This is a genomic window from Mesorhizobium sp. B1-1-5, assembly GCF_006443065.1.
Taxonomy (GTDB): domain Bacteria; phylum Pseudomonadota; class Alphaproteobacteria; order Rhizobiales; family Rhizobiaceae; genus Mesorhizobium.
This window is the reverse complement of sequence record NZ_VFWS01000041.1, coordinates 20,936-42,037: the sequence shown is the minus strand read 5'-3', so window position 1 is coordinate 42,037 and position 21,102 is coordinate 20,936. Positions and strand designations below refer to the sequence as shown.

The 21,102-nt window shown below is 63.9% G+C and carries 19 protein-coding genes and 1 pseudogene; 17 read left to right on the top strand and 3 right to left on the bottom strand.

Annotation, left to right across the window (positions count from 1 at the left end; translation table 11 throughout):
* The 3 genes and pseudogenes from FJ980_RS15210 to FJ980_RS15200 form a co-directional block, all read right to left on the bottom strand.
* A pseudogene (locus tag FJ980_RS15210) lies at positions 1-75 on the bottom strand (electron transfer flavoprotein subunit beta/FixA family protein); the annotation flags it as partial.
* Positions 76-130: 55 nt separating this feature from the next.
* Positions 131-1,348, bottom strand: coding sequence for an FAD-dependent oxidoreductase (locus FJ980_RS15205; RefSeq protein ID WP_140543975.1), 1,218 nt, complete (start codon positions 1,346-1,348; stop codon positions 131-133).
* A gap of 14 nt (positions 1,349-1,362) precedes the next feature.
* Positions 1,363-2,127, bottom strand: coding sequence for an aldolase/citrate lyase family protein (locus FJ980_RS15200; RefSeq protein ID WP_140543973.1), 765 nt, complete (start codon positions 2,125-2,127; stop codon positions 1,363-1,365).
* A gap of 17 nt (positions 2,128-2,144) precedes the next feature.
* Here FJ980_RS15200 and FJ980_RS15195 point away from each other — a divergent pair, with 17 nt between their 5' ends.
* The 17 genes from FJ980_RS15195 to FJ980_RS15115 all read left to right on the top strand — a co-directional run bounded on the left by FJ980_RS15195 (position 2,145) and on the right by FJ980_RS15115 (position 21,100).
* Positions 2,145-3,128 (top strand): 2-hydroxy-3-oxopropionate reductase, encoded by a 984-nt coding sequence (locus FJ980_RS15195; protein ID WP_348640655.1) that lies wholly within the window; start codon positions 2,145-2,147, stop codon positions 3,126-3,128.
* Between the two features lie 4 nt (positions 3,129-3,132).
* On the top strand, positions 3,133-3,945 hold the full coding sequence (locus tag FJ980_RS15190) for a shikimate dehydrogenase (protein ID WP_140543971.1): 813 nt from the start codon (positions 3,133-3,135) through the stop codon (positions 3,943-3,945).
* The gene (locus FJ980_RS15185) at positions 3,938-4,744 is read left to right on the top strand and encodes an SDR family oxidoreductase (protein ID WP_140543969.1); all 807 of its coding nucleotides are present in this window, start codon (positions 3,938-3,940) and stop codon (positions 4,742-4,744) included. The genes FJ980_RS15190 and FJ980_RS15185 overlap by 8 nt, the downstream gene beginning before the upstream one ends.
* 10 nt (positions 4,745-4,754) lie before the next feature.
* Positions 4,755-5,102 carry a RidA family protein gene (locus FJ980_RS15180; RefSeq protein WP_140543967.1) on the top strand — a complete coding sequence of 116 codons (348 nt, stop codon included), beginning with the start codon at positions 4,755-4,757 and terminating at the stop codon, positions 5,100-5,102.
* 56 nt (positions 5,103-5,158) lie between these two features.
* The gene (locus tag FJ980_RS15175; RefSeq protein ID WP_181181214.1) at positions 5,159-5,947 is read left to right on the top strand and encodes a FadR/GntR family transcriptional regulator; all 789 of its coding nucleotides are present in this window, start codon (positions 5,159-5,161) and stop codon (positions 5,945-5,947) included.
* Positions 5,948-6,226: 279 nt separating this feature from the next.
* Positions 6,227-6,937 (top strand): SDR family oxidoreductase, encoded by a 711-nt coding sequence (locus tag FJ980_RS15170; protein WP_140543963.1) that lies wholly within the window; start codon positions 6,227-6,229, stop codon positions 6,935-6,937.
* Between the two features lie 10 nt (positions 6,938-6,947).
* Entirely contained in the window at positions 6,948-7,697 is a 750-nt protein-coding gene (locus FJ980_RS15165; protein WP_140543961.1) for an SDR family oxidoreductase, read from the top strand.
* Positions 7,698-7,769: 72 nt separating this feature from the next.
* On the top strand, positions 7,770-8,717 hold the full coding sequence (locus tag FJ980_RS15160; protein ID WP_140543959.1) for a LysR substrate-binding domain-containing protein: 948 nt from the start codon (positions 7,770-7,772) through the stop codon (positions 8,715-8,717).
* Between the two features lie 88 nt (positions 8,718-8,805).
* The gene (locus tag FJ980_RS15155) at positions 8,806-9,840 is read left to right on the top strand and encodes an amino acid ABC transporter substrate-binding protein (RefSeq protein ID WP_140543957.1); all 1,035 of its coding nucleotides are present in this window, start codon (positions 8,806-8,808) and stop codon (positions 9,838-9,840) included.
* Positions 9,841-9,924: 84 nt separating this feature from the next.
* On the top strand, positions 9,925-11,088 hold the full coding sequence (locus FJ980_RS15150) for an ABC transporter permease subunit (RefSeq protein WP_140543955.1): 1,164 nt from the start codon (positions 9,925-9,927) through the stop codon (positions 11,086-11,088).
* 5 nt (positions 11,089-11,093) lie between these two features.
* A complete protein-coding gene (locus FJ980_RS15145; protein WP_140543953.1) occupies positions 11,094-12,173 on the top strand; it encodes an ABC transporter permease subunit in 1,080 nt (359 codons plus the stop codon).
* Between the two features lie 10 nt (positions 12,174-12,183).
* Positions 12,184-12,948 carry an amino acid ABC transporter ATP-binding protein gene (locus FJ980_RS15140; RefSeq protein WP_140543951.1) on the top strand — a complete coding sequence of 255 codons (765 nt, stop codon included), beginning with the start codon at positions 12,184-12,186 and terminating at the stop codon, positions 12,946-12,948.
* Between the two features lie 57 nt (positions 12,949-13,005).
* Complete coding sequence (locus tag FJ980_RS15135; RefSeq protein WP_140543949.1) at positions 13,006-14,412, top strand: FAD-binding oxidoreductase; 1,407 nt, start codon at positions 13,006-13,008, stop codon at positions 14,410-14,412.
* A gap of 109 nt (positions 14,413-14,521) precedes the next feature.
* Positions 14,522-16,192, top strand: a complete 1,671-nt coding sequence (locus tag FJ980_RS15130; RefSeq protein WP_140543947.1) for a thiamine pyrophosphate-binding protein — start codon at positions 14,522-14,524, stop codon at positions 16,190-16,192.
* Positions 16,189-18,285 carry a hydantoinase/oxoprolinase family protein gene (locus tag FJ980_RS15125; protein ID WP_140543945.1) on the top strand — a complete coding sequence of 699 codons (2,097 nt, stop codon included), beginning with the start codon at positions 16,189-16,191 and terminating at the stop codon, positions 18,283-18,285. The genes FJ980_RS15130 and FJ980_RS15125 overlap by 4 nt, the downstream gene beginning before the upstream one ends.
* Entirely contained in the window at positions 18,282-19,898 is a 1,617-nt protein-coding gene (locus tag FJ980_RS15120; protein ID WP_140543943.1) for a hydantoinase B/oxoprolinase family protein, read from the top strand. The genes FJ980_RS15125 and FJ980_RS15120 overlap by 4 nt, the downstream gene beginning before the upstream one ends.
* Entirely contained in the window at positions 19,898-21,100 is a 1,203-nt protein-coding gene (locus FJ980_RS15115) for a pyridoxal phosphate-dependent aminotransferase (protein WP_140543941.1), read from the top strand. The genes FJ980_RS15120 and FJ980_RS15115 overlap by 1 nt, the downstream gene beginning before the upstream one ends.
* The last annotated feature ends 2 nt before the right edge of the window (positions 21,101-21,102 follow it).

Genomic DNA, 21,102 nt, shown 5'->3' with positions numbered 1-21,102 from the left:
GCCCAGTCCGTCGGCCTTCACCCGGACCTTGACGTTGGCGTCCACAACCCGCTTCACGGGCACAAGGATCTTCATTTCCGTTTTCCCTAAAATGAAATTGGGAGCGCTGGTCGGCTCAGTTTGACACGGCTCAAATCACCGCCTCTTCGAGGAACGGTTGATTGCGCGGTATGCGCTCGTAGCTGAACGGCGACAGGTCGAGCGTCTGAAAAGCCCCGTGGACAATCAGCTCCGAGACTGCCCGGCCGACGGCAGGCGACTGCTGCAGGCCATGGCCGGAGAAGCCGTTGGCGAACATGAAGTTGTTCACCTGCGGGTGGAAGCCGACGATGCCGTTGTGGTCGAGCATGTTGTATTCGTAATGGCCGGTCCAGCTTGTCTGCAATTTCAACGCGTCGAACGCTGGAATGCGGTGCCAGAGCGCCGGCCAGATGTAATCGTCGAACTCTTCAAAATGCATCTCGAAGTCGTCATAGTCGGCCGGCCCGTCGCCCTGCGGCGTGTTGCCGGTGAGAAAAAGTTCGCCTTCCGGACGCACGAATGTCCCGGAAAGGTCAATGACATTGGGCATCCGCCCGGGGATGGGATTGGCGCTGGCGAAAACGAAGCTGTAGCGCTTGTAGGGCGCGACCGGGATGGAGAGGCCGGCCATGGCTGCGACCTGCTGTGCGCGTGGACCGGCGGCGTTGACCAATGTTCCGCAGGAAACGGTCTGGCCGGTCGCGAGGCGGGCCGAGACGACCCGGCCTTCGGAAACATCCAAATCCGTCACGGCGTTGTCGATATATTCGACCCCGCTCGCGCGCGCCGCGCGGCGGAAGCCGTTGAGGAGGCCCATCGAATCGAACCAGCCTTCTTCGCGCGAACCCCAAGAACCGCCGCCGAGGTCCTCGACATTCAGCCACGGAAAACGTTCCTTCAACACGCCCGGTTCGAGGAAGACGGTGTGGGCGCCGAGGCTGCGCTGCAGCTCGACCCGTTCTCGCGCCGCGTCTACGTCCTCGGGCGAGCAGCAATAGAGATATCCATGTTCCTTGAAGCCTAGATCAGGCGCGGGCTCATTGGTGTAGAACGGCGCCATCCGCTCCTGGAAACCGCGGATGATCTCGATGCCGAACTGGCTGATCTTCACGTTGATCGGATTGGAATATTGCTGGCGGATGGCGCTGGTGGAGAGCGCGGTCGAGGAGAATTGGTAGCTCGAATCGCGCTCGACGACGAGGATCGACACGCGACTACCCAGCGCCTGGCTCAACCAATAGGCCGTGGACGAGCCGATGACCGCGCCGCCGACGATGACGATGTCATAGGCGCCGCGCGAAGGTGCCTTGTAAGGGGGGATCGCCATGGCAGTTCTCCGCTCTATTGGTCGAACGAGGCGACAAGGGCATCCGAGCCCCGCGCCAGCAAACCGAGATCCGAGCCCACCGCAATCATGGTGAAGCCGTCGGCGACATAGCGGTCGGCGTCGGCCTTGACCGGCGCCAGGATGCCGCTGGCCTTGCCAGCGGCGGCCGCGGCCTTGCGCACCGAAGCGATAGCCTCCTGCACATGCGCAGCACCTGGATTACCCATCGCGCCCATATTGGTGGAGAGATCGCCGGGGCCGACGAAGAGCACATCGACGCCCTCGACAGCGGCGATCTCGCCCGCATTGGCGACGCCCGATTCGTCCTCGATCTGCACCGCCAGCAATTGCTGCTCGCGCGCATTGGCGTGGTAGCCGGAGATGCGGCCGAAGGCGTTGGCGCGGTGGCCGACGGAAAAGCCGCGGAAGCCGCCTGGCGCATAGGTCATGGCTGCGACGATGGCGCATGCCTGATCGGCCGTGCGCACATTGGGGATCATCAGACTGCGGGCGCCGACATCCAATGCCTGCTTCATGAGATTGGCATCATCCGACGGCAATCGCACCACGGCTTCGCACGGAAACGCCGCCGCGACCTGCAGCTGCGCCATGATGCTGCGCAGATCGTTCGGGCTGTGCTCGCCGTCTATCAGCAGCCAGCCCGCCCCGGAGCCCGCGACCACCTCGGTGGTAAGCGCCGAAGCCAGCGAACACCAGATGCCGATATGAGCCCGGCCGGCCTGAACGGCCGCCTTCAGCGAATTGACGCGCTCCTGCATTTTGCGATCGGTCTCCAATGAGAAGAAGGTGCATTGAAGTTTGTATGATGTCCTATATCATACGTCGAACTCGAGCTGCAAGGCGCTCTGACGCGGAACGGGAGTTGCGCATGAAAATCGGCTTTATCGGACTTGGCGTCATGGGCGCGCCGATGGCGCGGCATCTCGCCGACGCGGAGCACGAGGTCGTCACGGTCCTGAACCGCTCCCCTCTTCCAAGGGACTTGAAGGCAAAAGTCGTAGCCTCCCCCGCCGAGGTGGCGCGGATATCCGAGCTCGTCATCACCATGCTGCCGGATACGCCCGACGTGGAGCGCGTGCTGCTCGGGCGGAACGGTGTGTTGGAAGGAATTTCGGCCGGCAAGCTGGTCATCGACATGAGCTCGATCAGCCCGATCGCCACGGCTGAATTCGCGGCGAAGCTACGAGAAGTCGGAGCGGGCTTTCTCGACGCGCCGGTCTCCGGCGGCGAGGTCGGTGCCAATGCGGCGAGCCTCACCATCATGGTCGGCGGTCCGGCAGCCGACTTCGAACGGGCGTTGCCGATCTTCCAGGGGCTGGGCAAGAACATCACCCTGATCGGCGAGCAGAATGGCGCTGGGCAGATCTGCAAGATCGCCAACCAGATCATCGTCGCACTCAACATCGAGGCGGTCGCCGAGGCGCTGGTCTTCGCCAGCAAGGCCGGCTGCGACCCGGCGAAAGTTCGCGCCGCGCTGATGGGCGGCTTTGCTTCTTCCCGCGTGCTCGAAGTGCATGGCGAGCGCATGATTTCCCGCACCTTCGCGCCGGGCTTTCGCATCGGGCTTCACCAGAAGGATCTCAACCTCGCGCTCGAAAGCGCACATGCGCTTGGCGTCTCCCTTCCGAACACGGCGATGGCGCAGCAATTGATGAATGCCTGTTCGGCGCGAGCGGGAGGTGCCGAGGCCGACCACTCGTCCCTCGTCCGGGCGATCGAGACCTTGAGTAATCATGAACTGTCAAATGAAAAGGAATGAACCGATGCGCGGAACCGGCGAAGCCGATGTCTTCGTGATGCTGGCCCATCCAGTCGGGCATGCCAAGAGTCCCGGCATGTTCAACCAAATCTTCGAGCAGAAGGGCCTCGACAGCCTGATGGTGCCGTTGAGCTGCCGTCCGGAGGATTTCGAAACCTTCTGGGCCGGCATCACGGCGGCCGAGAACATTCGGGGCGTGATTATCTCGGTGCCATACAAGGTCGCGGTTTTTCACAAATGTGCGACGGCTCACGATCGCGCCGCACGCGTGCAGAGCGCGAATTCCGTGCGCCGGCAGGCGGATGGCAGCTGGCATGCCGACAATTTCGACGGCGTCGGCTTCATCGAGGGGCTGAAGGCCGGCGAGCACCGGATCGCCGGCAAGCGCATCCTCCAGGTCGGCGCCGGCGGCGCGGGCGCCTCGCTGACTTATTGCCTTGCCGAAGAAGGCGCGGCGGAAATCCGCCTGGCCGACATCGACAGGGAACGCGCGCAAAAACTCGCATCGCTGGTCAACAAGGCTTTTCCCAACTGCCGGATCGAGGTCGGAGAGCCCGATCCATCCGGAATGGACATGGCGATCAACGCGACACCTTCCGGACTGAAGGCCAGCGATCCGCTGCCGATGGACGTGACCAAGCTGACCCCGAACATGACAGTGGTCGACATCATCATGGAGCCAGCCGAGACCGCCCTGCTCAAGGCGGCGAAGGAAATCGGCTGTCGCATCCAGCCCGGGCGCCCGATGATGGATTTCCAGGTCGAGGCCATGTCCGAATTCTTCGACATCGAGCGGAAGGATCGCGGCAATGGCTGAGGCATCGACAGCGGTCGTCATCGGCGGCACGTCCGGCATCGGCCGTGCGATCGCCGAGCGCTTTGCCGCGGACGGCTATCAGGTGGTCGTCGCCGGCCGCGACAGCGTCCGTGGCAAGGAAACGGCGAGCGCCTGCGCGAGCATAGGCGCGCCGCGCGCCCTCTTCGTGCAGACCGATGTCGCCGATCCGGCTTCCGTCGAGGCGCTGGCGCAAGCCGTCGGCGACACCTTCGGTACACCTCATGTCGTCGTCAACTGCGCCGGCATCCTGCAGAGCGGCAAGCATGTGCTCGACCAGGATCTCGACGAAGACGAAAAGATGTGGCGCATCAACTATCGCGGCACCCTACTCGGCTGCCAGGTGTTCGGCCGGCTGATGTCGGCGGCCGGGCGCGGGGCGATCCTCAATGTCGGCTCGCTTGCCTCTTTCGCGCCGCTATCGCTGCCGGCCTACACGCCGGGAAAGCATGCGGTGCTGGCCCTCACCCAGATGCTGGCCGCCGAGCTCGGCCCGCACGGGGTTCGCGTCAATGCCGTGGCTCCGGGTTACACGCTGTCGGACGGGCTGAAAGCAAAGATCGCCAAGGGCGAGCGCAACCCCGAAGCCATCCAGGCGACCACGGCGCTCCGCCGCTTCGTCGAGCCGCGCGACGTTGCCGAGGCCGCGCTGTTCCTGTGCTCCGACCGCGCCGCCTCGATAACCGGCGTGACCCTGCCCATCGACGCCGGCTGGCTCGTCCAGGCGCCCTACGCGCAGTATCTGCAAGGCAATCCCATCCGGCGGACGCCGGCTATCTGAGAGAGAACCCGTGACCGACATCCAGCGCTTCGACTTCGACACCCGCGTTCATCACGGCGTCATCCACAACGGCACGCTTTACCTGACCGGCCAAGTCGCCAAACCGGGTCAATCCGCGTCCGACCAGATGCGCGAGGTGCTCGGCAAGATCGATGCCTTGCTCGCCACGGCCGGCACCGACAAGACCCGCATCCTTCACGTGCAAATGTGGCTGGACGACGTGCGCGATTTCGACGAGGTCAACACGGTCTGGGATGCCTGGATGCCGAAGGAGCACGCGCCGGCCCGCTCCTCCGGCGAGGGCCGCATGGCCAAGCCCGGCATGCTAGTCGAGCTGATTGTGACAGCCGCGGTTTGAATGGTCTTGCCGGTTCGGGCATCATCCCGAATCTGAACTTGAACGGAAGGACCTCAATGACGAAACGCAAGCCGCTTTCCACCCTGGTGGCGGAGAGCTTGGCCGAAAAGATCCGCTCCGGTCAGTTGCAGCCCGGCGCGCAGCTGCCGACCGAGGCGGAGCTTTGCGCCGAATACGATGTCAGCCGCACCGTCGTGCGTGAAGCGGTGGCGCGACTGCGCTCCGAAGGCATGGTGGTGCCGCAGCAGGGCCGCGGCATGTTCGTCAGCGAGACGCCGACCCCGCGCAATTTCTCGATCCCGGAGGAGGCGCTCAGGACCCTGCCGGAAACCATAGCCTTGCTTGAACTCAGACTGAGCGTCGATGTGGAATCCGCCGGGCTCTGCGCGGAACGCCGCACCGACAAGGAAGCAAGCAGCATCCGCGCGATGATGGATGACATCGACGCGCAGCAGGCCGATCCCGCCGCGGTCCAGATCCACTACGATTACGACTTCCACCTCGCGATCGCCAAGGCGGCGCGCAACGAATTCATCCACGGCTTCCTTGCCTATCTCGGGCCGATGATCGTGCCGAGATTCCAGCTCGGTTATGTCGTCGAGCCTGCCCTCAAGGACAGCTACTACGCGCGCATCCACAGCGAGCACAAAGCCATCGTCGATGCCATCGAAAGGCAGGATGGAGGCAAAGCCCGACAGGCTATGCGCAAGCATCTGCAGAACAGTTTGGGACGTGTGCGCGCCCTTGCCAAAGCCTCGGGCGTCGAGGCAACCGAGGCCGAGCAGAAGGCTGCGGCAGCCTCGCTTTTCACCAAGCTGAAAAAGCCTTTGCCGACCGCCGGGTAGGTTCGCCGACTTCGACGTCGTTCGCCTCTGTCGCCGCGCAGGCGGCCGGTTGTTTACGAAAGCCATGTTTTTTCTCAGCTGGCGATCGGAAATTCGCCTTCGCGGGTTGAGGACATTGTTTTCCTTGGGATAGCAGCGTTTGTCGCCGCATAGGCGCGCCGGAATATTCCAGCCGCCGAAAGGCGTTCGAAAGTTTATCTTTCCTTTTTGCTGCTTTTCTTGGTTTCGCGGCATCGGCCCAGGCCGCAAACTGAAATCCAAGCAATCGGGGAAGCCCAGGTGACGACAGCCTTCATAACAGGAGCGACGAGCGGCATAGGGCGGGCGATGGCAATTGCGCTGAGCGACGCCGGCTACGACGTCTATGCCGTCGGCCGCAGCCAGGCCGCGCTCAAGGAGCTACAGGCCGAGCGTCCGGGCATCGTGCCGATCGCCGTCGACGTCACCGACCGCGAGGCGCTGGAATCGGTGCTGGCCGATCTCACCGTCGACGTCTTGATCAACAATGCCGGCATCATGCCGCCGCTCGGCAATTTCGCCGATATGAACATCGCCGACATCGACACCACGCTCGAGGTGAACCTCAGCGCGGCGATCATGCTCACTCGCCTTGTCGTGCCGCATATGCGCGAGCGTCAGTCGGGGCACATATTGTTCACCGGCTCCGTTGCGGGCCACGCGCCGTTCTCCAACATCGCCGTCTATTCAGCCACCAAGGCGGCGATCTCCGGTTTCGCCGCCGCGCTGCGCGCCGACCTCTCCCAGTTCGGAATACGCGTTACCGAGATCGTCGCCGGCCGTGTCGAGACGCAGCTCTATGAAGACATCCTCGACGCAAAGGCGCGCGAGGCCATGTACGCCAGCAAAGTGGTGCAGCCGGATGACGTGGCCAAGATGGTGATCGCGGTTCTCGCGCTCCCCGCATGGGCCGACGTTACCCGTTTTGACATCATGCCCACCTGGCCAACCTCGCCGAGCGGCACCAAGTAAGGGAAACAGGATGAAAGACCTTTCCGTTCTGATCGTTGGCGGCGGCGCAGGCCTCGGCGCGCTCCTGGCCAAAATGGCTGTCGAGGCCGGGGCGGCCAAGATCGGCATCATCGACATCAACCAGGAAGCAGCGCAGAGCGCCCTCGATCCGGCAAAGGCCAAGAGCCTGCCGACCGCAGCGGCGACTTGCGACATCCAGGTCGGCCCGCAGTGCCATGCCGCTTTCGACGCCATCGTTTCGAAGCTCGGGCGCATCGACACGCTGATCAATTGCGCCGCCATCTATCCGCGCCGTCCGCTGCTCGAAATCACCGACGCCGACTGGGACGCCTCCAACGGCATCAACATCAAGGGCACCTATCACATGATGGTGGCCGCGGTTCGCCACATGCAGGCGCAAGAGCCGAAGAACCATGTGCGCGGGCGGATTGTGAACCTCACCTCGGTCGATGCCTTCAAGGCGCATCCGCAGAACGCCCATTATGCAGCGACGAAGGCAGCCGTCGTCAGCCTGACGCGCTCCTTTGCCCATCACGTCGCCAAGGACGGCGTCCTGGTGAATTCCGTCGCACCCGCCGGCATGGCCACGGAGAAGGCAAAGGCGCTCGGTTTCCTCGAGGAGCTGGCTAAGGCAAGCCCTCTCGGCCGCGGCGCCGAGCCGACGGAAATCGCCGAGTGGGTACTCATGACCGGCGGACCCAAGAATACCTACATGACCGGCGAAAACGTCATTGTCTCAGGTGGTTACATCTACGCCTGAGGCGACTGCCTTCGGCTGACATTCAGCAGTGCATGATCGACGGAGTCTCGAACGAAAGGAGGCGGAATTCCCATGACCGGCAAGCTTCGCCTCCCATCGCTCAATGCGCTGCGCGTTTTCCACGCCGTCGCGCAGCACAAGAGTTTTAGGCAGGCAGCCGACGAATTGCTGGTCACGCCGCAAGCGGTCGGGCAGCAGATCAAGCTTCTCGAAGACACGCTTCAGGTGACGCTCTTCGAACGCAAAGGCCGGTCGATCGAATTGACCGAGTCGGCGATCCTTCTGTCGCATTACGTCAAGGCAGGCTTTGACGAGTTTTCCGAAGGCGTTCGCCGCGTCACCAAATCGAATTATCGGGACCGCATCAACCTCAATGCGAGCCCCTACTTCGCCACCCATTATCTGCTGCCGCGACTTTCGCTGTTTCGCGAGATCCTGCCGGTCGCGGATCTTCGCCTGACGACGATGGTCGACCTGCCAGATTTCGGACGCGACGACATCGATATGACAGTGCAGTGGGGTTACGGCAACTGGCCGGACTATGAGACGACGCTCTTGGTGCCGGATCCGAAGATCATTTGCTGCACGCCGGCCCTCGGCGAAAAGATCAAGTCGGCGCACGATCTGACGAAGTTCACGCTGCTCGACACCGTCAAGTCGAAGCGCCTGTGGCCGGATATTCTGCGGCACCTTGGAGTCGAGCTGACGGATGGAGACCGCAGCATCAGCTTCGACGATGCCGCGACCATGCGTCGGGCGACCCTGCAAGGCATCGGCGTCGGCCTGGTTTCCGTGATCGATGCCGAGGAAGATTTCCGCTCCGGCGCGCTGGTGGCGCCGATCGGCCGCGACGCCATTGCCGATATGAAGCCGGAGGAAGTGCCTGGTTTCTATCTCGTCGTCCCGCGTGGGCATCTGCGCGTGAAGGCGGTGGCAGCGCTCCATCGATGGCTGGCCCAGGAGGATTGGCGGAGCGATCTGAAACTCTCCTTGCCGAAACCGACCCCGCTTTCCGACTGAGAGGCGGCTTCGACACCGAGTCCCGAAGGCATCTTGCGGGGCTCCAACAACAAGAAACGGAACAACCTCAACAGTGGAGACAACAACTATGAAAATGATCAAATGGGGGGCCGCCGCCATGGCCCTGGGCCTCGTTCATCTGGCGGCGCCGGCTGAAGCCGCCGGCGGCAAGACGCTGGAGACCGTGAAGGCCCGCGGCGTGCTCAACTGCACTGGCCATGACGGCTCCTATCTCGGCTTCGCCGAGGTGGACGACAAGGGCAACTGGAAGGGCATGGACGTCGACCTCTGCAAGGCGGTGGCGACCGCCGTGTTCGGCGATCCGGCGAAGCTGAAGGTCGTGCCGATCAGCTGGGCGCAGCGCTGGCCCTCGCTTCAGTCGGGCGATGTCGACATCATCATCAAGGCCTCGGGCGGCACACTCAGCCGCGACACCGAGCTCGGCCTGCAATTCTCGACATCCTACTACCTCGGCACCACCAAGGTGATGGCGCACAAGGAGCTCAACCTGAAGTCGCTCAAGGATGCCAATGGCGGCACGATCTGCATTCCCGCCGGCACCTCGCAGGAACAGCAGGTCGCCGCCTACGCCCAGAAGCTCGGCATCAAGCTCGAGCCGGTGCTGATCGAAAAGACGGAAGAGTTGGAGCAGGCCTACTTCTCCGGCCGTTGCGATCTTTATGCGCAGTGGGGTCCGACATTGGCCATCGCCCGCATCGCCAAGAGCAAGGTCGAAGACCATGTCATCCTGCCCGACGTGCTCGCGGTAGAGCCGGAAGTCATGATCATGCGCCAGGGCGACGACAATTGGATCGATATCGCCAACTGGACGCTGAGCACACTGATCTTCGCCGAGCAGGAAGGCATCACCTCCAAGAACGTCGACGAGATCAAGGCCAAGCCGACCTCGCCGCAGGTGGCGAAGTTCCTTGGCGTGACGCCCGGCATGGGCAAGGGCCTCGGACTCTCGGACGATTGGGCCTACAACGTGATCAAGAAGGTCGGCAATTACGGCGAGATCTTCGATCGCGACCTAGGCAAGGACTCGCCCTACAAGATGGATCGCGAGCTAACCAACCTCTGGAACAATGGCGGCGTCCTATTCCCGCTGGTGATCGACTGATCCACGTCTGACGGTGTTACCGCTCAAGGCTCCCGCCTGGCTTCGGCCGGGCGGAGCCGGCGGCAATTCGAGAAGGATTGGTCAATGGTCAGCCTGCTGAGAAATCAGAAGGTCCGCAACACGCTGTTGCAGGTCGTCTATGTCGGTTCGCTTGCGGCCCTGGTGCTCGCAGGCATCATCATCGCGCGGCGGAATCTCGCGGAGCAGGGGATCACCTCGGGATTCGATTTCCTCTACAAGTCGACGGGCTGGGACGTGAACTTCTCGTTGCTGCCGGCCACGGCCAACGATCCCTATTGGTGGTTCTTCCTCATCGGCATCATCAACACGCTGTTCCTGGGCTGCACCGGGCTGATCCTGGCAACGCTCGTCGGGACGATCGTCGGCCTGGCGCGGACCTCGGCCAACGAACTGGCGCAATTGCTCGGCCGCACCTATGTCGACATCTTCCGCAACATCCCGCTGATCCTCCAGGTCTTCTTCTGGTACGCTTTGATCACGCACCTGCCGACGCCGCGCGCGGCGCACGAAGCCTGGGGCCTTCTGCTGACCAGCCGCGGCCTCTACGTGCCGGCGCCGAATGTCGGCGGGGTGGCAATGGCGCTGGCCACATCGGCCGTGATCGCCGCCATCGCGCTGCCGGTCTGGCTGGGCAGGACGTCACGGCTCAGCCAGCCGTTCGGCCAGCGTGCCACCATTCAGCTTGCCGGTGCTGCTGCGGCGCTGGCCTGCGCGGCCATCATTTTGGTGGTAGGACGCCTGCCTGACGCACCGCTGCTCGATTTCCCGGCCCTGCAAGGCCTCAACCTGAGGGGCGGCCTGCGCGTTCCGCCGGAATTCTCCGCCTTGGCTATCGCGATCGCGATCTATGGCGGCTCCTACATCGCAGAAATCGTGCGCGGCGGCTTCAAATCTGTCGGCAAGGGCCAGATGGAAGCTGCACGCTCGCTCGGTTTGAGCCCATGGCGCGTCTTCACGCTGGTGCGTCTGCCGCTGGCGTTGCGGGCCATGCTGCCGATCCTTGCCAACCAGTATGTCTGGCTGATGAAGGCCACGACCATGGGCATTGCCGTCGGCTTCACCGACTTCTTCATGATCGTGGCGTTGACCATCAATCATTCCGGCCAGACCCTGGAAGTGATCGGCATCCTGATGGGAGGCTTCCTCGCCATCAATCTCAGCCTCGCCGCCGTCTTCAACCGCATCAACAAGGCCATTGCCCTCAAGGGCAATCAACTGAGGGGATGACAGAGATGGAGATGGTCATTGTCGCCCCCCCTGCCCCGGGCAGGCTCGAAGACCTGAAGCGCCGCTTTTTCGCGACCCCGCTCCAGGCGCTGCTGTCGCTGATCTCCTTGGCGATCATGGTCTCTATCGTCTGGAAACTGCTCAACTGGGCAGTCTTTTCTGCCGTCTTCACCACGAGTGGCGGGCCAGAGGCGTGCCAGGCGGCGGCAGGAGCCTGCTGGTCGGTCATCGCTGCCCGGTGGCGGATCATCCTGTTCGGCCTCTATCCCTTCGAGGAGCAATGGCGCTCCGCGCTCGCCTGCCTGACCGTGGTGGTGATGACGGTGCTGAGCTGTATCCCGGCCTTCTGGACCGGACGCCGGATCGCGCTGGTGTGGGGAGCAGGAGCAGCGTCGTACTACGTGCTGATGAAAGGCGGCGTGCTCGGCCTTTCCTATGTCGGCGAGGAAGCCTGGGGCGGGCTGGCGCTCACCCTCTTCATTTTCGTGACCACCTGTCTGATCGGCTTCCCGCTGGCGGTCTGCCTGGCGCTGCTGCGCCGCTCCGAGCTGCCATGGATATCCAGGACCACCGGTCTCATCATCGACGGGGTCCGGTCGTTGCCGCTGATCTCGATCCTGTTCACCTTCGCCATCGTCCTGCCCTTCGCCTTGCCGCAGTGGCTGGCGGGCGACAAGCTCTACCGGGTGATCCTGGGTTCCGCCTTGTTCTTCTCCGCCTATCAGGCCGAGATCGTCAGAGGCGGCATGCAGGGCGTCCCGGCCGGGCAGGAAGAAGCCGCCATGGCGCTCGGCATGAGCTACTGGCAGCGCATCGGCCGCATCCTTCTGCCGCAGGCCATGCGCAACGCGCTGCCGGCCACGATCAACCAGTTCGTCATCTCGTTCAAGGAGACCTCGCTGGTGGTCATCGTCGGCTTCTTCGAGATCCTGGCCTCCGGCAACGCCGCCTATGGCACCGGCGAATGGCGCTTCGCCTATGTCGAGGTCTATGCCTTCATCGCCTTCATCTATTTCGTCTTCGTCTTCAGCCTGTCCCGCTACGGCGCCTTCCTCGAGCGCCGCATGGCGGTTGGCGAACGTTAGGGAGGCGCACGTGATCTCAAGCAATTCGACCAAGGCGAGTGGACCTGCCGTCCGCATCGAAAACCTCGACAAATACTACGGGACATTTCACGCCTTGCGGAAAGTGAACTTGTCCGTCGAGCGTGGCGAGAGGATCGTCATCTGCGGTCCCTCGGGCTCCGGCAAATCCACCATGATCCGCTGCATCAACCGCCTCGAGCAGCACAATGGCGGCCGCATCACCGTGCTCGGCACCGAGCTCAACGACGATATCGGCAACATCGACGGGATCAGGCGCGAGGTCGGCATGGTGTTCCAGCACTTCAACCTGTTTCCGCACATGACGGTGCTGGAGAACTGCATGATCGCGCCGACGCTGGTGCGCAACCAGCCGCGCGCCGAGGCTGAGGCAACTGCCCGGCGCTATCTGGAAAAGGTCCGCATCCCCGAGCAGGCTATGAAGTTTCCCGGCCAACTGTCCGGCGGCCAGCAGCAGCGGGTCGCGATCGCGCGCGCCCTTTGCATGCAGCCCCAGATCATGCTGTTCGACGAGCCGACCTCGGCGCTCGATCCCGAAATGATCTCCGAGGTGCTGGACGTCATGGTCACGCTTGCCTCCGAGGGCATGACGATGATTTGCGTCACGCACGAGATGGGTTTCGCGCGCCGGGTCGCCGACCGGGTGATCTTCATGGATGGCGGCGAGATCGTCGAACAGGCGCCGCCGGAGGAATTCTTCACCGCTTCGCAAAACGAGCGTACACGGCAGTTCTTGTCGCAGGTGCTGGGTCATTGAACGGCATTTGGGAAGATTGCAACGTTCTGAAAGCAGCCACGCACCTTCTGGTTTTCAATGACTGATCCCGCAACCACGTTGCACGAGATTCTGGGACCGAAAGGCTGGCTTTCGGGCAGCGATGCCGAGCCTTACCAGCGCGACTGGCTCGATCGCTATGGCATCGCGCCTTTGGGCGTCGCCAGGCCCGCCACGACCACTGAAGTGGCCGCGGTCGTCACCGCATGCCGGGAGGCAGGGCTGGCGGTGGTGCCGCAAGGCGGCAATACCGGTCTTTGCGGTGGTGCCGTGGCCGAGCAGTCGAATGCGGTGATCGTCTCGCTCTCACGCATGGCGGCGATCGGCAAACCGGATCCGGAGAGCGGATCGATCATCGTCGAGGCCGGCGTCGTGCTCGCCGCGCTGCACGAGTCGCTGGAGCCGCACGGGCTGATGTTCCCGATGCATCTCGGCGCCGAGGGCAGCGCCAGGATCGGCGGCCTGATTGGAACCAATGCCGGCGGCAGCCAGGCTTTTCGCTACGGCATGATGCAGGACCTCGTGCTCGGCCTCGAAGTCGTGACCCCGGATGGCGTGGTGTGGGACGGGCTGCGCGCGGTGCAGAAGGACAATGCGGGCTATCAATTGCGCAAGCTTTACTGCGGCGCGGAAGGAACGCTTGGCATCGTGACGCGCGCGGTGCTGCGGCTATACCCAACGCCCCGGCAGCAGGCGAGTGCCCTTCTGGTCATGCCCGACTTTGCCGCCGCCGTTTCGTTCGGCGCCTTCCTGCGCGGCGAGGCGGGCGAATTCCTGACCGGTCTCGAGTTTTTCTGCGATCTCGGGTTGCAACTGGCGCTCAAGCATCTGCCCGATCTCGCCTGGCAGCTGGATAGGCGTGGCGACGTCTATCTGCTCGTTGAGCTGGCATCGGGATCGCCCCGCGTCCCGCTGGACGACATCCTGACTTCCGCGCTGGAACGGGGCGTGGATCAAGGCCTTGTCCTGGACGGCGCGCTGGCGACATCGGGCGTGCACCGAGCGCAGTTCTGGCGGCTGCGCGAGGAGCAGCCGGAAGGGCAAAGGCTGGAAGGCGCGCAACTGAAGCACGACATCTCGGTGCCTCCCGGCGCGATCGCCCGTTTCATTGAGGAAGGCGCTGCGATCTGCAGCGACATTCTCCCCGGCGTGCGGATCAACCCGTTCGGCCATCTCGGCGACGGCAACATCCACTACAATCTGTCGCCGCCGGAAGGCCGAGCCGATTTCGACGGCAAGGCCGGACAGTTCGGCGACGCGCTATCGGGGATTGCCACGGAAATGGGCGGCAGCTTCGCTGCCGAGCATGGATTAGGCCGCGCCAAGATCGCTATGGCCGACCGCAACAGGGGTCCGGTTGAGCGTGAGCTCATGGCGCGGCTGAAGGATGCATTCGATCCGCAGGGCACGATGAACCCCGGCGTTCTGGTGCGCTCGCCACTATAAAGAAGAACTTTCGAATGAACCGTATTTCTTGATTCCGTCCCCGCCTGCCGCAGTGCAGGTATGAATCTGAAAAGGCAGGTTCTGCTTGCCGCCAATCGTGAGGAAGCCGATGGTCCGCAATGGCGGTTGCCTTCTTGTCGAGTGCCTGATCGCCTTGGGCGCGACCAAGAGCTTTGGCGTGCCCGGCGAAAGCTATCTCGCCGTTCTCGACGCGCTGCACGATACCAAGGGCAAGCTGGACTATGTGCTTTGCCGCAATGAAGGCGGCGCGGCGTTCATGGCCTCGGCCTACGGCAAGCTGACCGGCGCGCCGGGCATCTGCTTCGTGACGCGCGGCCCCGGCGTGACCAATGCCAGCATCGGCGTGCATACGGCAATGCAGGACTCCTCGCCGATGATCCTGTTCGTCGGCCAGGTCGGCACCGACATGAAGGGCCGCGAGTCCTTCCAGGAGATCGACTACCGGGCCGTCTACGGAACCGTCGCGAAATGGGCGGTCGAGATCGACGATGTCGCGCGCCTGCCCGAGATCGTGGCGCGGGCCTGGACCACCGCCCTGACCGGACGGCCAGGCCCCGTCGTGGTCGCGTTACCGGAAGACATGCTGACCATCATGACCGAAGCCGCGCCGCTCAGCGGCCCGGCGGCGATTTTCGAGGCCGCGCCGGCGCAGGATGCGGTTGGCGCCGCGCTGAAACTGCTTGCCGTTGCCGAAAAGCCAGTCCTGCTCATGGGCGGCGCCAATTGGACGACGGACGGGCGTGCCGCGCTCCAGGCCTTCGCCGAGGCTTCCGACATCCCCGTCGTGGCGGCTTTCCGCTACCAGGATCAGTTCGACAACCACTCGCCTGTCTTCGTCGGCGAAGCCGGCGTCGGCATGGTGGCGCATGTGAAAAGTCTGATCCGCGATGCCGACGTGATCCTGGCTGTCAATGTGCGTTTCGGCGAGATGACAACGGACGGATATACATTGCTCTCCGTGCCCGTGCCACGCCAGAAGCTGATCCATGTCCACGGCTCCGACCGCGAGATCGGCAAGATCTACGTGCCCACCATCGGCATCCACGCCGGCCCGAACGCCTTCGCCATGGCGCTGACACCGGTCAAGGGCGGCTGGGCCGACTGGCGCGCGGCGGCCCGCAAGGCCTATGAGGGGACCTTCACCGCGCCCGTGCAGCCCGGTCCGGTCGACATGGTCGCGGTGAGCGCTTGGTTGCGCGAGACCTTGCCGGCCGACGTCATCCTCACCAACGGCGCCGGCAATTTCACGGTGTGGCCGAACAAGTTCTTCAAGTTCGGGCCGGACGCGCGGCTGCTTGCCCCGCAATCCGGCGCCATGGGCTATGGCCTGCCTGCAGCCATCGCCGCGAAAGTCGCGTTTCCGCAGCGCACCGTCGTATGCTTTGCCGGCGATGGTGACTTTCAGATGAACTGCCAGGAGCTCGGCACGGCTATGCAGGCCGGCGCGCAGCCGATCGTGCTCATCATCAACAACGGCATATACGGCACGATCCGCGCGCATCAGGAACGCAACTATCCGGCCCGCGTCTCCGGCACCTCGCTGGAAAACCCGGACTTCGTGGCGCTGGCAAGGGCCTATGGTTTTCACGCCGAGCGCGTCGAAAGCACTGGGCATTTCGCGGCGGCGTTCCGGCGGGCCCAGCAGTCTGCGACTGGCGCCGTTCTCGACATCGCCATCTCGCCCGAAGCGCTCACGCCCCGGCAGACCCTTTCCCAGATGCGCGACGCAGCACTCGCTTCGCAGAAGGCCACGGCATGACCTCCAGATCAGACGACATCCGCCTCGGCGCGGACATCGGTGGCACCTTCACCGACATCGCCCTCGATGTCAGGGGAACGATGTTTTCGACCAAGGTGCTGACCAATTACTCGGCGCCCGAGCAGGCGATCCTCGACGGCATCGACGTCGTCGTCCGCGATGCCGGAATTTCGGCAGCCGAGATAGGTATCATCATCCACGGCACGACGCTCGCCACCAATGCGCTGATCGAGCGGCGCGGCGCCAGGACCGCACTGGTCACGACGGAAGGTTTTCGCGACGTGATCGAGATGCGGACGGAGAACCGCTTTGAGCAGTATGACTTGAACCTGCAACTGCCGATGCCCCTGATCCCGCGCGAGGACCGTTTCACGGTCAAGGGCCGCATCGGCGCCGAGGGGCAAGAGCTGCAGCCGCTCGACGAGGCGGCGCTCGAAGGGATCGCCGATCGGATCGCTGCCAGCAATTTCGGCTCGGTGGCGATCGGCTTCATCCACGCTTACGCCAACCCCGACCACGAGCGCCGCGCTCGCGAGATCCTCGCTCGCAAGCTCACCATCCCGATCTCGATCAGCGCCGAGGTCTCGCCGCAGATGCGCGAGTTCGAGCGCTTCAACACCGTCTGCGCCAACGCCTACGTGCGGCCGCAGATGGCCGACTACCTCGCTCGCCTGCAGACGCGGCTGAAGGACATGGGCGCCGAGTGCCCGGTCTTCATGATTCATTCCGGCGGCGGCCTGATCTCGGTGGAAACCGCTTCTGAATTCCCTGTCCGGCTGGTCGAGTCCGGTCCCGCGGGCGGCGCCATTTTTGCCGCCGACATCGCTCGGCGCTTCGGCCTGGAGAAGGTCGTCTCCTATGACATGGGCGGAACCACCGCCAAGATCTGCTTGATCGAGGATTTTGCGCCGCGCACGGCGCGGACCTTCGAGGTGGCCCGCACCTATCGCTTCTCCAAGGGCTCGGGCATGCCGATCTCCATTCCGGTGATCGAGATGATCGAGATCGGCGCCGGCGGCGGCTCGATCGCCTGGGTGGACGCTATGGGCCGCATCCAGACCGGGCCGGAAAGCGCCGGCTCGGAGCCGGGTCCGGCCTGCTATGGCCGCGGCGGTAAGCGCCCGGCGATCACCGACGCCGACTTGGTGCTTGGCAAGCTCGATCCCGACAATTTCGCCGGCGGCGCGATCAGGCTCGACACGTCTGCGTCCGAGCAGGCGATCCTGCGCGATGTCGGCGAGCGCCTGTCGCTCGATGCGATGTCGACGGCCTTTGGCATCTGCGAGGTCGTGGACGAGAACATGGCGAATGCCGCCCGCGTACACGCCGTCGAGAACGGCAAGAATATTTCCGACAATCTGATGATTGCCTTTGGCGGCGCAGCGCCTCTGCATGCGGCAAGGCTTTGCGAAAAGCTCGGCATCGATCGGTGCATCGTGCCGCGCGGCGCCGGCGTTGGATCGGCGATCGGCTTCCTCAAGGCGCCGTTCGGCTACGAGGCGCTGGCCTCGAAACTGACGCGCCTTTCGCGCTTCAAGTCAAGGGAAGTGAATGCCCTGCTCGCCGATCTCAAAGCCTCAGCCGAGGGGTTTGTGCGCACCGGCGCCAGCGGCAGGATCGTCTGCGAGATCACCGCCTTCATGCGCTATGCCGGTCAGGGCTGGGAAATCCCCGTGCCGCTGGCGGACGAGCCGTTCGGCGACGATGCCGTCGCCAAGCTCAAGGAGCTGTTCGAGGAGAACTACCAGCGCTTCTTCGGCCGGGCCATCGAAGGGCTCGACGGCCTCGAGATCGAGATCGTCACCTGGTCGGTCAAGGCGACGGATGTTCGTCCCGCCGTCGTCAGGCACGAGCTCACCGCCGGCAAGAAATCGAGTGAACCGACAACGACGCGCGAAGTCTTCGACCCGGTCAGCGGCGCGCCGCGCAGCTACGGCATCGTCGAGCGAGACACGCTCTGCGCCGGCGACTGGGTCGCGGGGCCTGCCGTCATCGTCGAGCGCGAGACATCGACTGTTGTCACCACCAGCTTCGACGCCGTCATCCAGAGCGACGGCGCGATCCTCCTGATCCGCAAAGGCAGCCAGGCATGAGCGACATTGGCGAAATCCGCATGCAGGTCATGTGGAACCGGTTGATCTCGGTGGTCGAGGAGCAGGCGCTCACGCTTTTGCGCACCGCCTTCTCGACCTCGGTGCGCGAATCCGGCGACCTGTCGGCCGGCGTGTTCGATCCGCGCGGCCAGATGCTGGCGCAGGCGGTGACCGGCACGCCCGGCCACGTCAACACTGTGGCCGAAGCCGTGCTGCATTTCATGAACGAGATCCCGCGCCAGAACATGTTCGAGGGTGACACCTATGTCACCAACGACCCCTGGCTGGGCACAGGCCACCTACACGACATCACCATGGTCTCGCCGTCCTTCCTCAATGGCAAGCTCGTCGCCTTCTTCGCCTGCACGGCGCACGTCGTCGATGTCGGTGGCCGCGGCTTCGGCGCCGACGGCAAGTCGGTCTATGAGGAAGGCATCCAGATCCCGATCATGAAGTTTGCCGAGAAGGGCAAGGTTAACCTCGACTTGGTCCGCATCCTGCGTGCCAATGTCCGCGAGCCCAACCAGGTCGTCGGCGATTTCTATTCGCTTGCAGCCTGCAACGAGGTCGGCCATCGCCGCCTCGTCGACATGATGAAGGAGATCGGCCTCACCTCCCTCGACGGACTCGGCGACTTCATCTTCTCGCGCACCCGCGACGCGATGCTCGAGCGCATCGAGGCGCTACCGAAGGGAAGCTGGTCGAACGAGCTGGTGACAGACGGTTATGACGAGCCGGTCAAGCTCGCAGCCACGGTCTCGGTCCGCGACGACCATGTCGAAGTCGATTTCACCGGCACAGATCCGATGAGCCGCTGGGGCATCAACTGCCCGATTATCTACAGCAAGGCCTATGCCTGCTATGCGCTGAAATGCATGGTGGCGCCCGACATTCCCAACAATGCCGCCTCGCTCGCCTTCTTCACCGTATCCTCACCGGTCAACATCCTGAACGCGGTGCGGCCGGCGCCGGTGGCGCTCAGGCATATTTTCGGCCACATGGTTCCCGATCTGGTGCTCGGCGCCTTCTCGAAGGCGTTACCCGGAAAAATCCTTGCGGAAGGCGCCGGCGCACTCTGGAACATCCATATTTCGGCGCGCCCTGTTTCCGGCACATCCGGTCGCCGCGCCGAAGTGCTTATGTTCAATTCCGGCGGCATGGGCGCCCGCCCCGAGCTCGACGGCTTGTCGGCGACGGCCTTTCCGTCCGGCGTGCACACGATGCCGATCGAAGCGACGGAACATACTGGCCCGATCGTCATCTGGCGCAAGGAGCTGCGCCCTAATTCCGGCGGCGACGGCGAATTCCGCGGCGGCCTCGGACAGATCATCGAGATCGCAGCGACCGACGGCCACGAATTCGACTTCTCGGCCATGTTCGACCGCGTCAACCATCCGGCCCACGGCCGCAATGGCGGGAAGTCTGGCGTTGCGGGCGTGGTCAAGCTCGACGACGGCACGAAGATGCGGCCCAAGGGCTGGCAGCATGTGCCGGCGGGACGCCGGCTGATCCTCGAACTGCCAGGCGGCGGCGGCTATGGCGATCCGGCCAAACGCCGTGCGGCCGCGCGAGCCAATGATCGGTCCAAGGGTTACATCACGGAGAACGACTGATGAGCTATATTGCCTCGCGCCTTTCGGTGGTGAAGCCTTCGGCCTCGATGGCCGCTTCGCAGGCCGCCAAGGCGCTACGCGCCAGGGGCGTGGACGTGATCGATCTCGGCCTGGGCGAGCCCGACTTTCCGACACCGCATCACATCGTCGATGCCGCTCATTTCGCCGCCAAGGCCGGCCAGACGCTCTACACAGCCGCTGCCGGCACGGTTGAGGTGCGCGAGGCGGTAGCGGGAAAATTCCGCCGCGAAAATGGGCTGGACTATACGGCCGATGACATCGTCGTTGCCAACGGCGCCAAGCAGATCATCTTCAACGCGCTGATGGCAACGCTGGAGACGGGCGACGAGGCGATCCTGCCGGCGCCCTACTTTGTCTCTTATCCGGAGATGGTGAAGCTGCTCGGCGGCACGCCGGTCGTCGTCGAATGCCCGGAGACCACCGGTTTCCGGCTGACGCCAGCGCTCTTGGAAAAGGCAATCACGCCGAGGACGAAATGGCTCTTCCTCAACATGCCGGGTAATCCATCCGGCGCGGTCTATTCCGGGTCCGATCTCGCGGCACTGGGCGCGGTGCTGGCCAAGTATCCGCAAGTGCTCGTCCTCTCCGACGAGATCTACGAGCACATCCTGTTCGACGGGCGCAAATTCGTCTCCTTCGGCAAGGCCTGCCCCGAGATCAGAGACCGCACGCTGATCGTCAACGGCGTGTCGAAGTCCTACGCGATGACCGGTTGGCGTGTCGGCTACGCCGCCGGCCCTACGCCACTCGTCAAGGCGATGTCGACGATCCAGAGCCAGTCCTGCACGTCCGTTTGTTCGATCGCGCAAGCAGCCACTGTCGCCGCGCTCAATGGCCCGCAGGATGAGGTCGCGCGCTTCCGGCAGGCCTTCGAGGCGCGCCGCGATCTGGTGGTCGACGGGATACGCAAGATCAACGGGCTGACGCTCTCGCCACCGGAAGGCGCCTTCTATGCCTATATCGGCTGCGCCAGCCTGATCGGCCGCAAGACCCCAAAAGGTATCGTGCTGGAAGATGATACGGCGGTTGCGAATTACCTGCTGAACGAGGGCCGGGTGGCGTCGGTGCCCGGCGTCGCCTACGGACTGTCACCCTATTTCCGCATCTCGACCGCGACCAGCGAAGAGGTGCTGGCCGAGGCGATCTCGCGGATCAATATCGCCGTCGCGCAAGTGGAGTAAAC

Bases quoted from the DNA above. Each gene is read 5' to 3' on its own strand.
- FJ980_RS15205 (WP_140543975.1), bottom strand. From the start codon at position 1,348: ATGGCGATCCCCCCTTACAAGGCACCTTCGCGCGGCGCCTATGACATC.
- FJ980_RS15200 (WP_140543973.1), bottom strand. From the start codon at position 2,127: ATGCAGGAGCGCGTCAATTCGCTGAAGGCGGCCGTTCAGGCCGGCCGG.
- FJ980_RS15195 (WP_348640655.1), top strand. From the start codon at position 2,145: ATGAGAAGAAGGTGCATTGAAGTTTGTATGATGTCCTATATCATACGT.
- FJ980_RS15190 (WP_140543971.1), top strand. From the start codon at position 3,133: ATGCGCGGAACCGGCGAAGCCGATGTCTTCGTGATGCTGGCCCATCCA.
- FJ980_RS15185 (WP_140543969.1), top strand. From the start codon at position 3,938: ATGGCTGAGGCATCGACAGCGGTCGTCATCGGCGGCACGTCCGGCATC.
- FJ980_RS15175 (WP_181181214.1), top strand. From the start codon at position 5,159: ATGACGAAACGCAAGCCGCTTTCCACCCTGGTGGCGGAGAGCTTGGCC.
- FJ980_RS15165 (WP_140543961.1), top strand. From the start codon at position 6,948: ATGAAAGACCTTTCCGTTCTGATCGTTGGCGGCGGCGCAGGCCTCGGC.
- FJ980_RS15160 (WP_140543959.1), top strand. From the start codon at position 7,770: ATGACCGGCAAGCTTCGCCTCCCATCGCTCAATGCGCTGCGCGTTTTC.
- FJ980_RS15155 (WP_140543957.1), top strand. From the start codon at position 8,806: ATGAAAATGATCAAATGGGGGGCCGCCGCCATGGCCCTGGGCCTCGTT.
- FJ980_RS15150 (WP_140543955.1), top strand. From the start codon at position 9,925: ATGGTCAGCCTGCTGAGAAATCAGAAGGTCCGCAACACGCTGTTGCAG.
- FJ980_RS15145 (WP_140543953.1), top strand. From the start codon at position 11,094: ATGGAGATGGTCATTGTCGCCCCCCCTGCCCCGGGCAGGCTCGAAGAC.
- FJ980_RS15135 (WP_140543949.1), top strand. From the start codon at position 13,006: ATGACTGATCCCGCAACCACGTTGCACGAGATTCTGGGACCGAAAGGC.
- FJ980_RS15130 (WP_140543947.1), top strand. From the start codon at position 14,522: ATGGTCCGCAATGGCGGTTGCCTTCTTGTCGAGTGCCTGATCGCCTTG.
- FJ980_RS15125 (WP_140543945.1), top strand. From the start codon at position 16,189: ATGACCTCCAGATCAGACGACATCCGCCTCGGCGCGGACATCGGTGGC.
- FJ980_RS15120 (WP_140543943.1), top strand. From the start codon at position 18,282: ATGAGCGACATTGGCGAAATCCGCATGCAGGTCATGTGGAACCGGTTG.
- FJ980_RS15115 (WP_140543941.1), top strand. From the start codon at position 19,898: ATGAGCTATATTGCCTCGCGCCTTTCGGTGGTGAAGCCTTCGGCCTCG.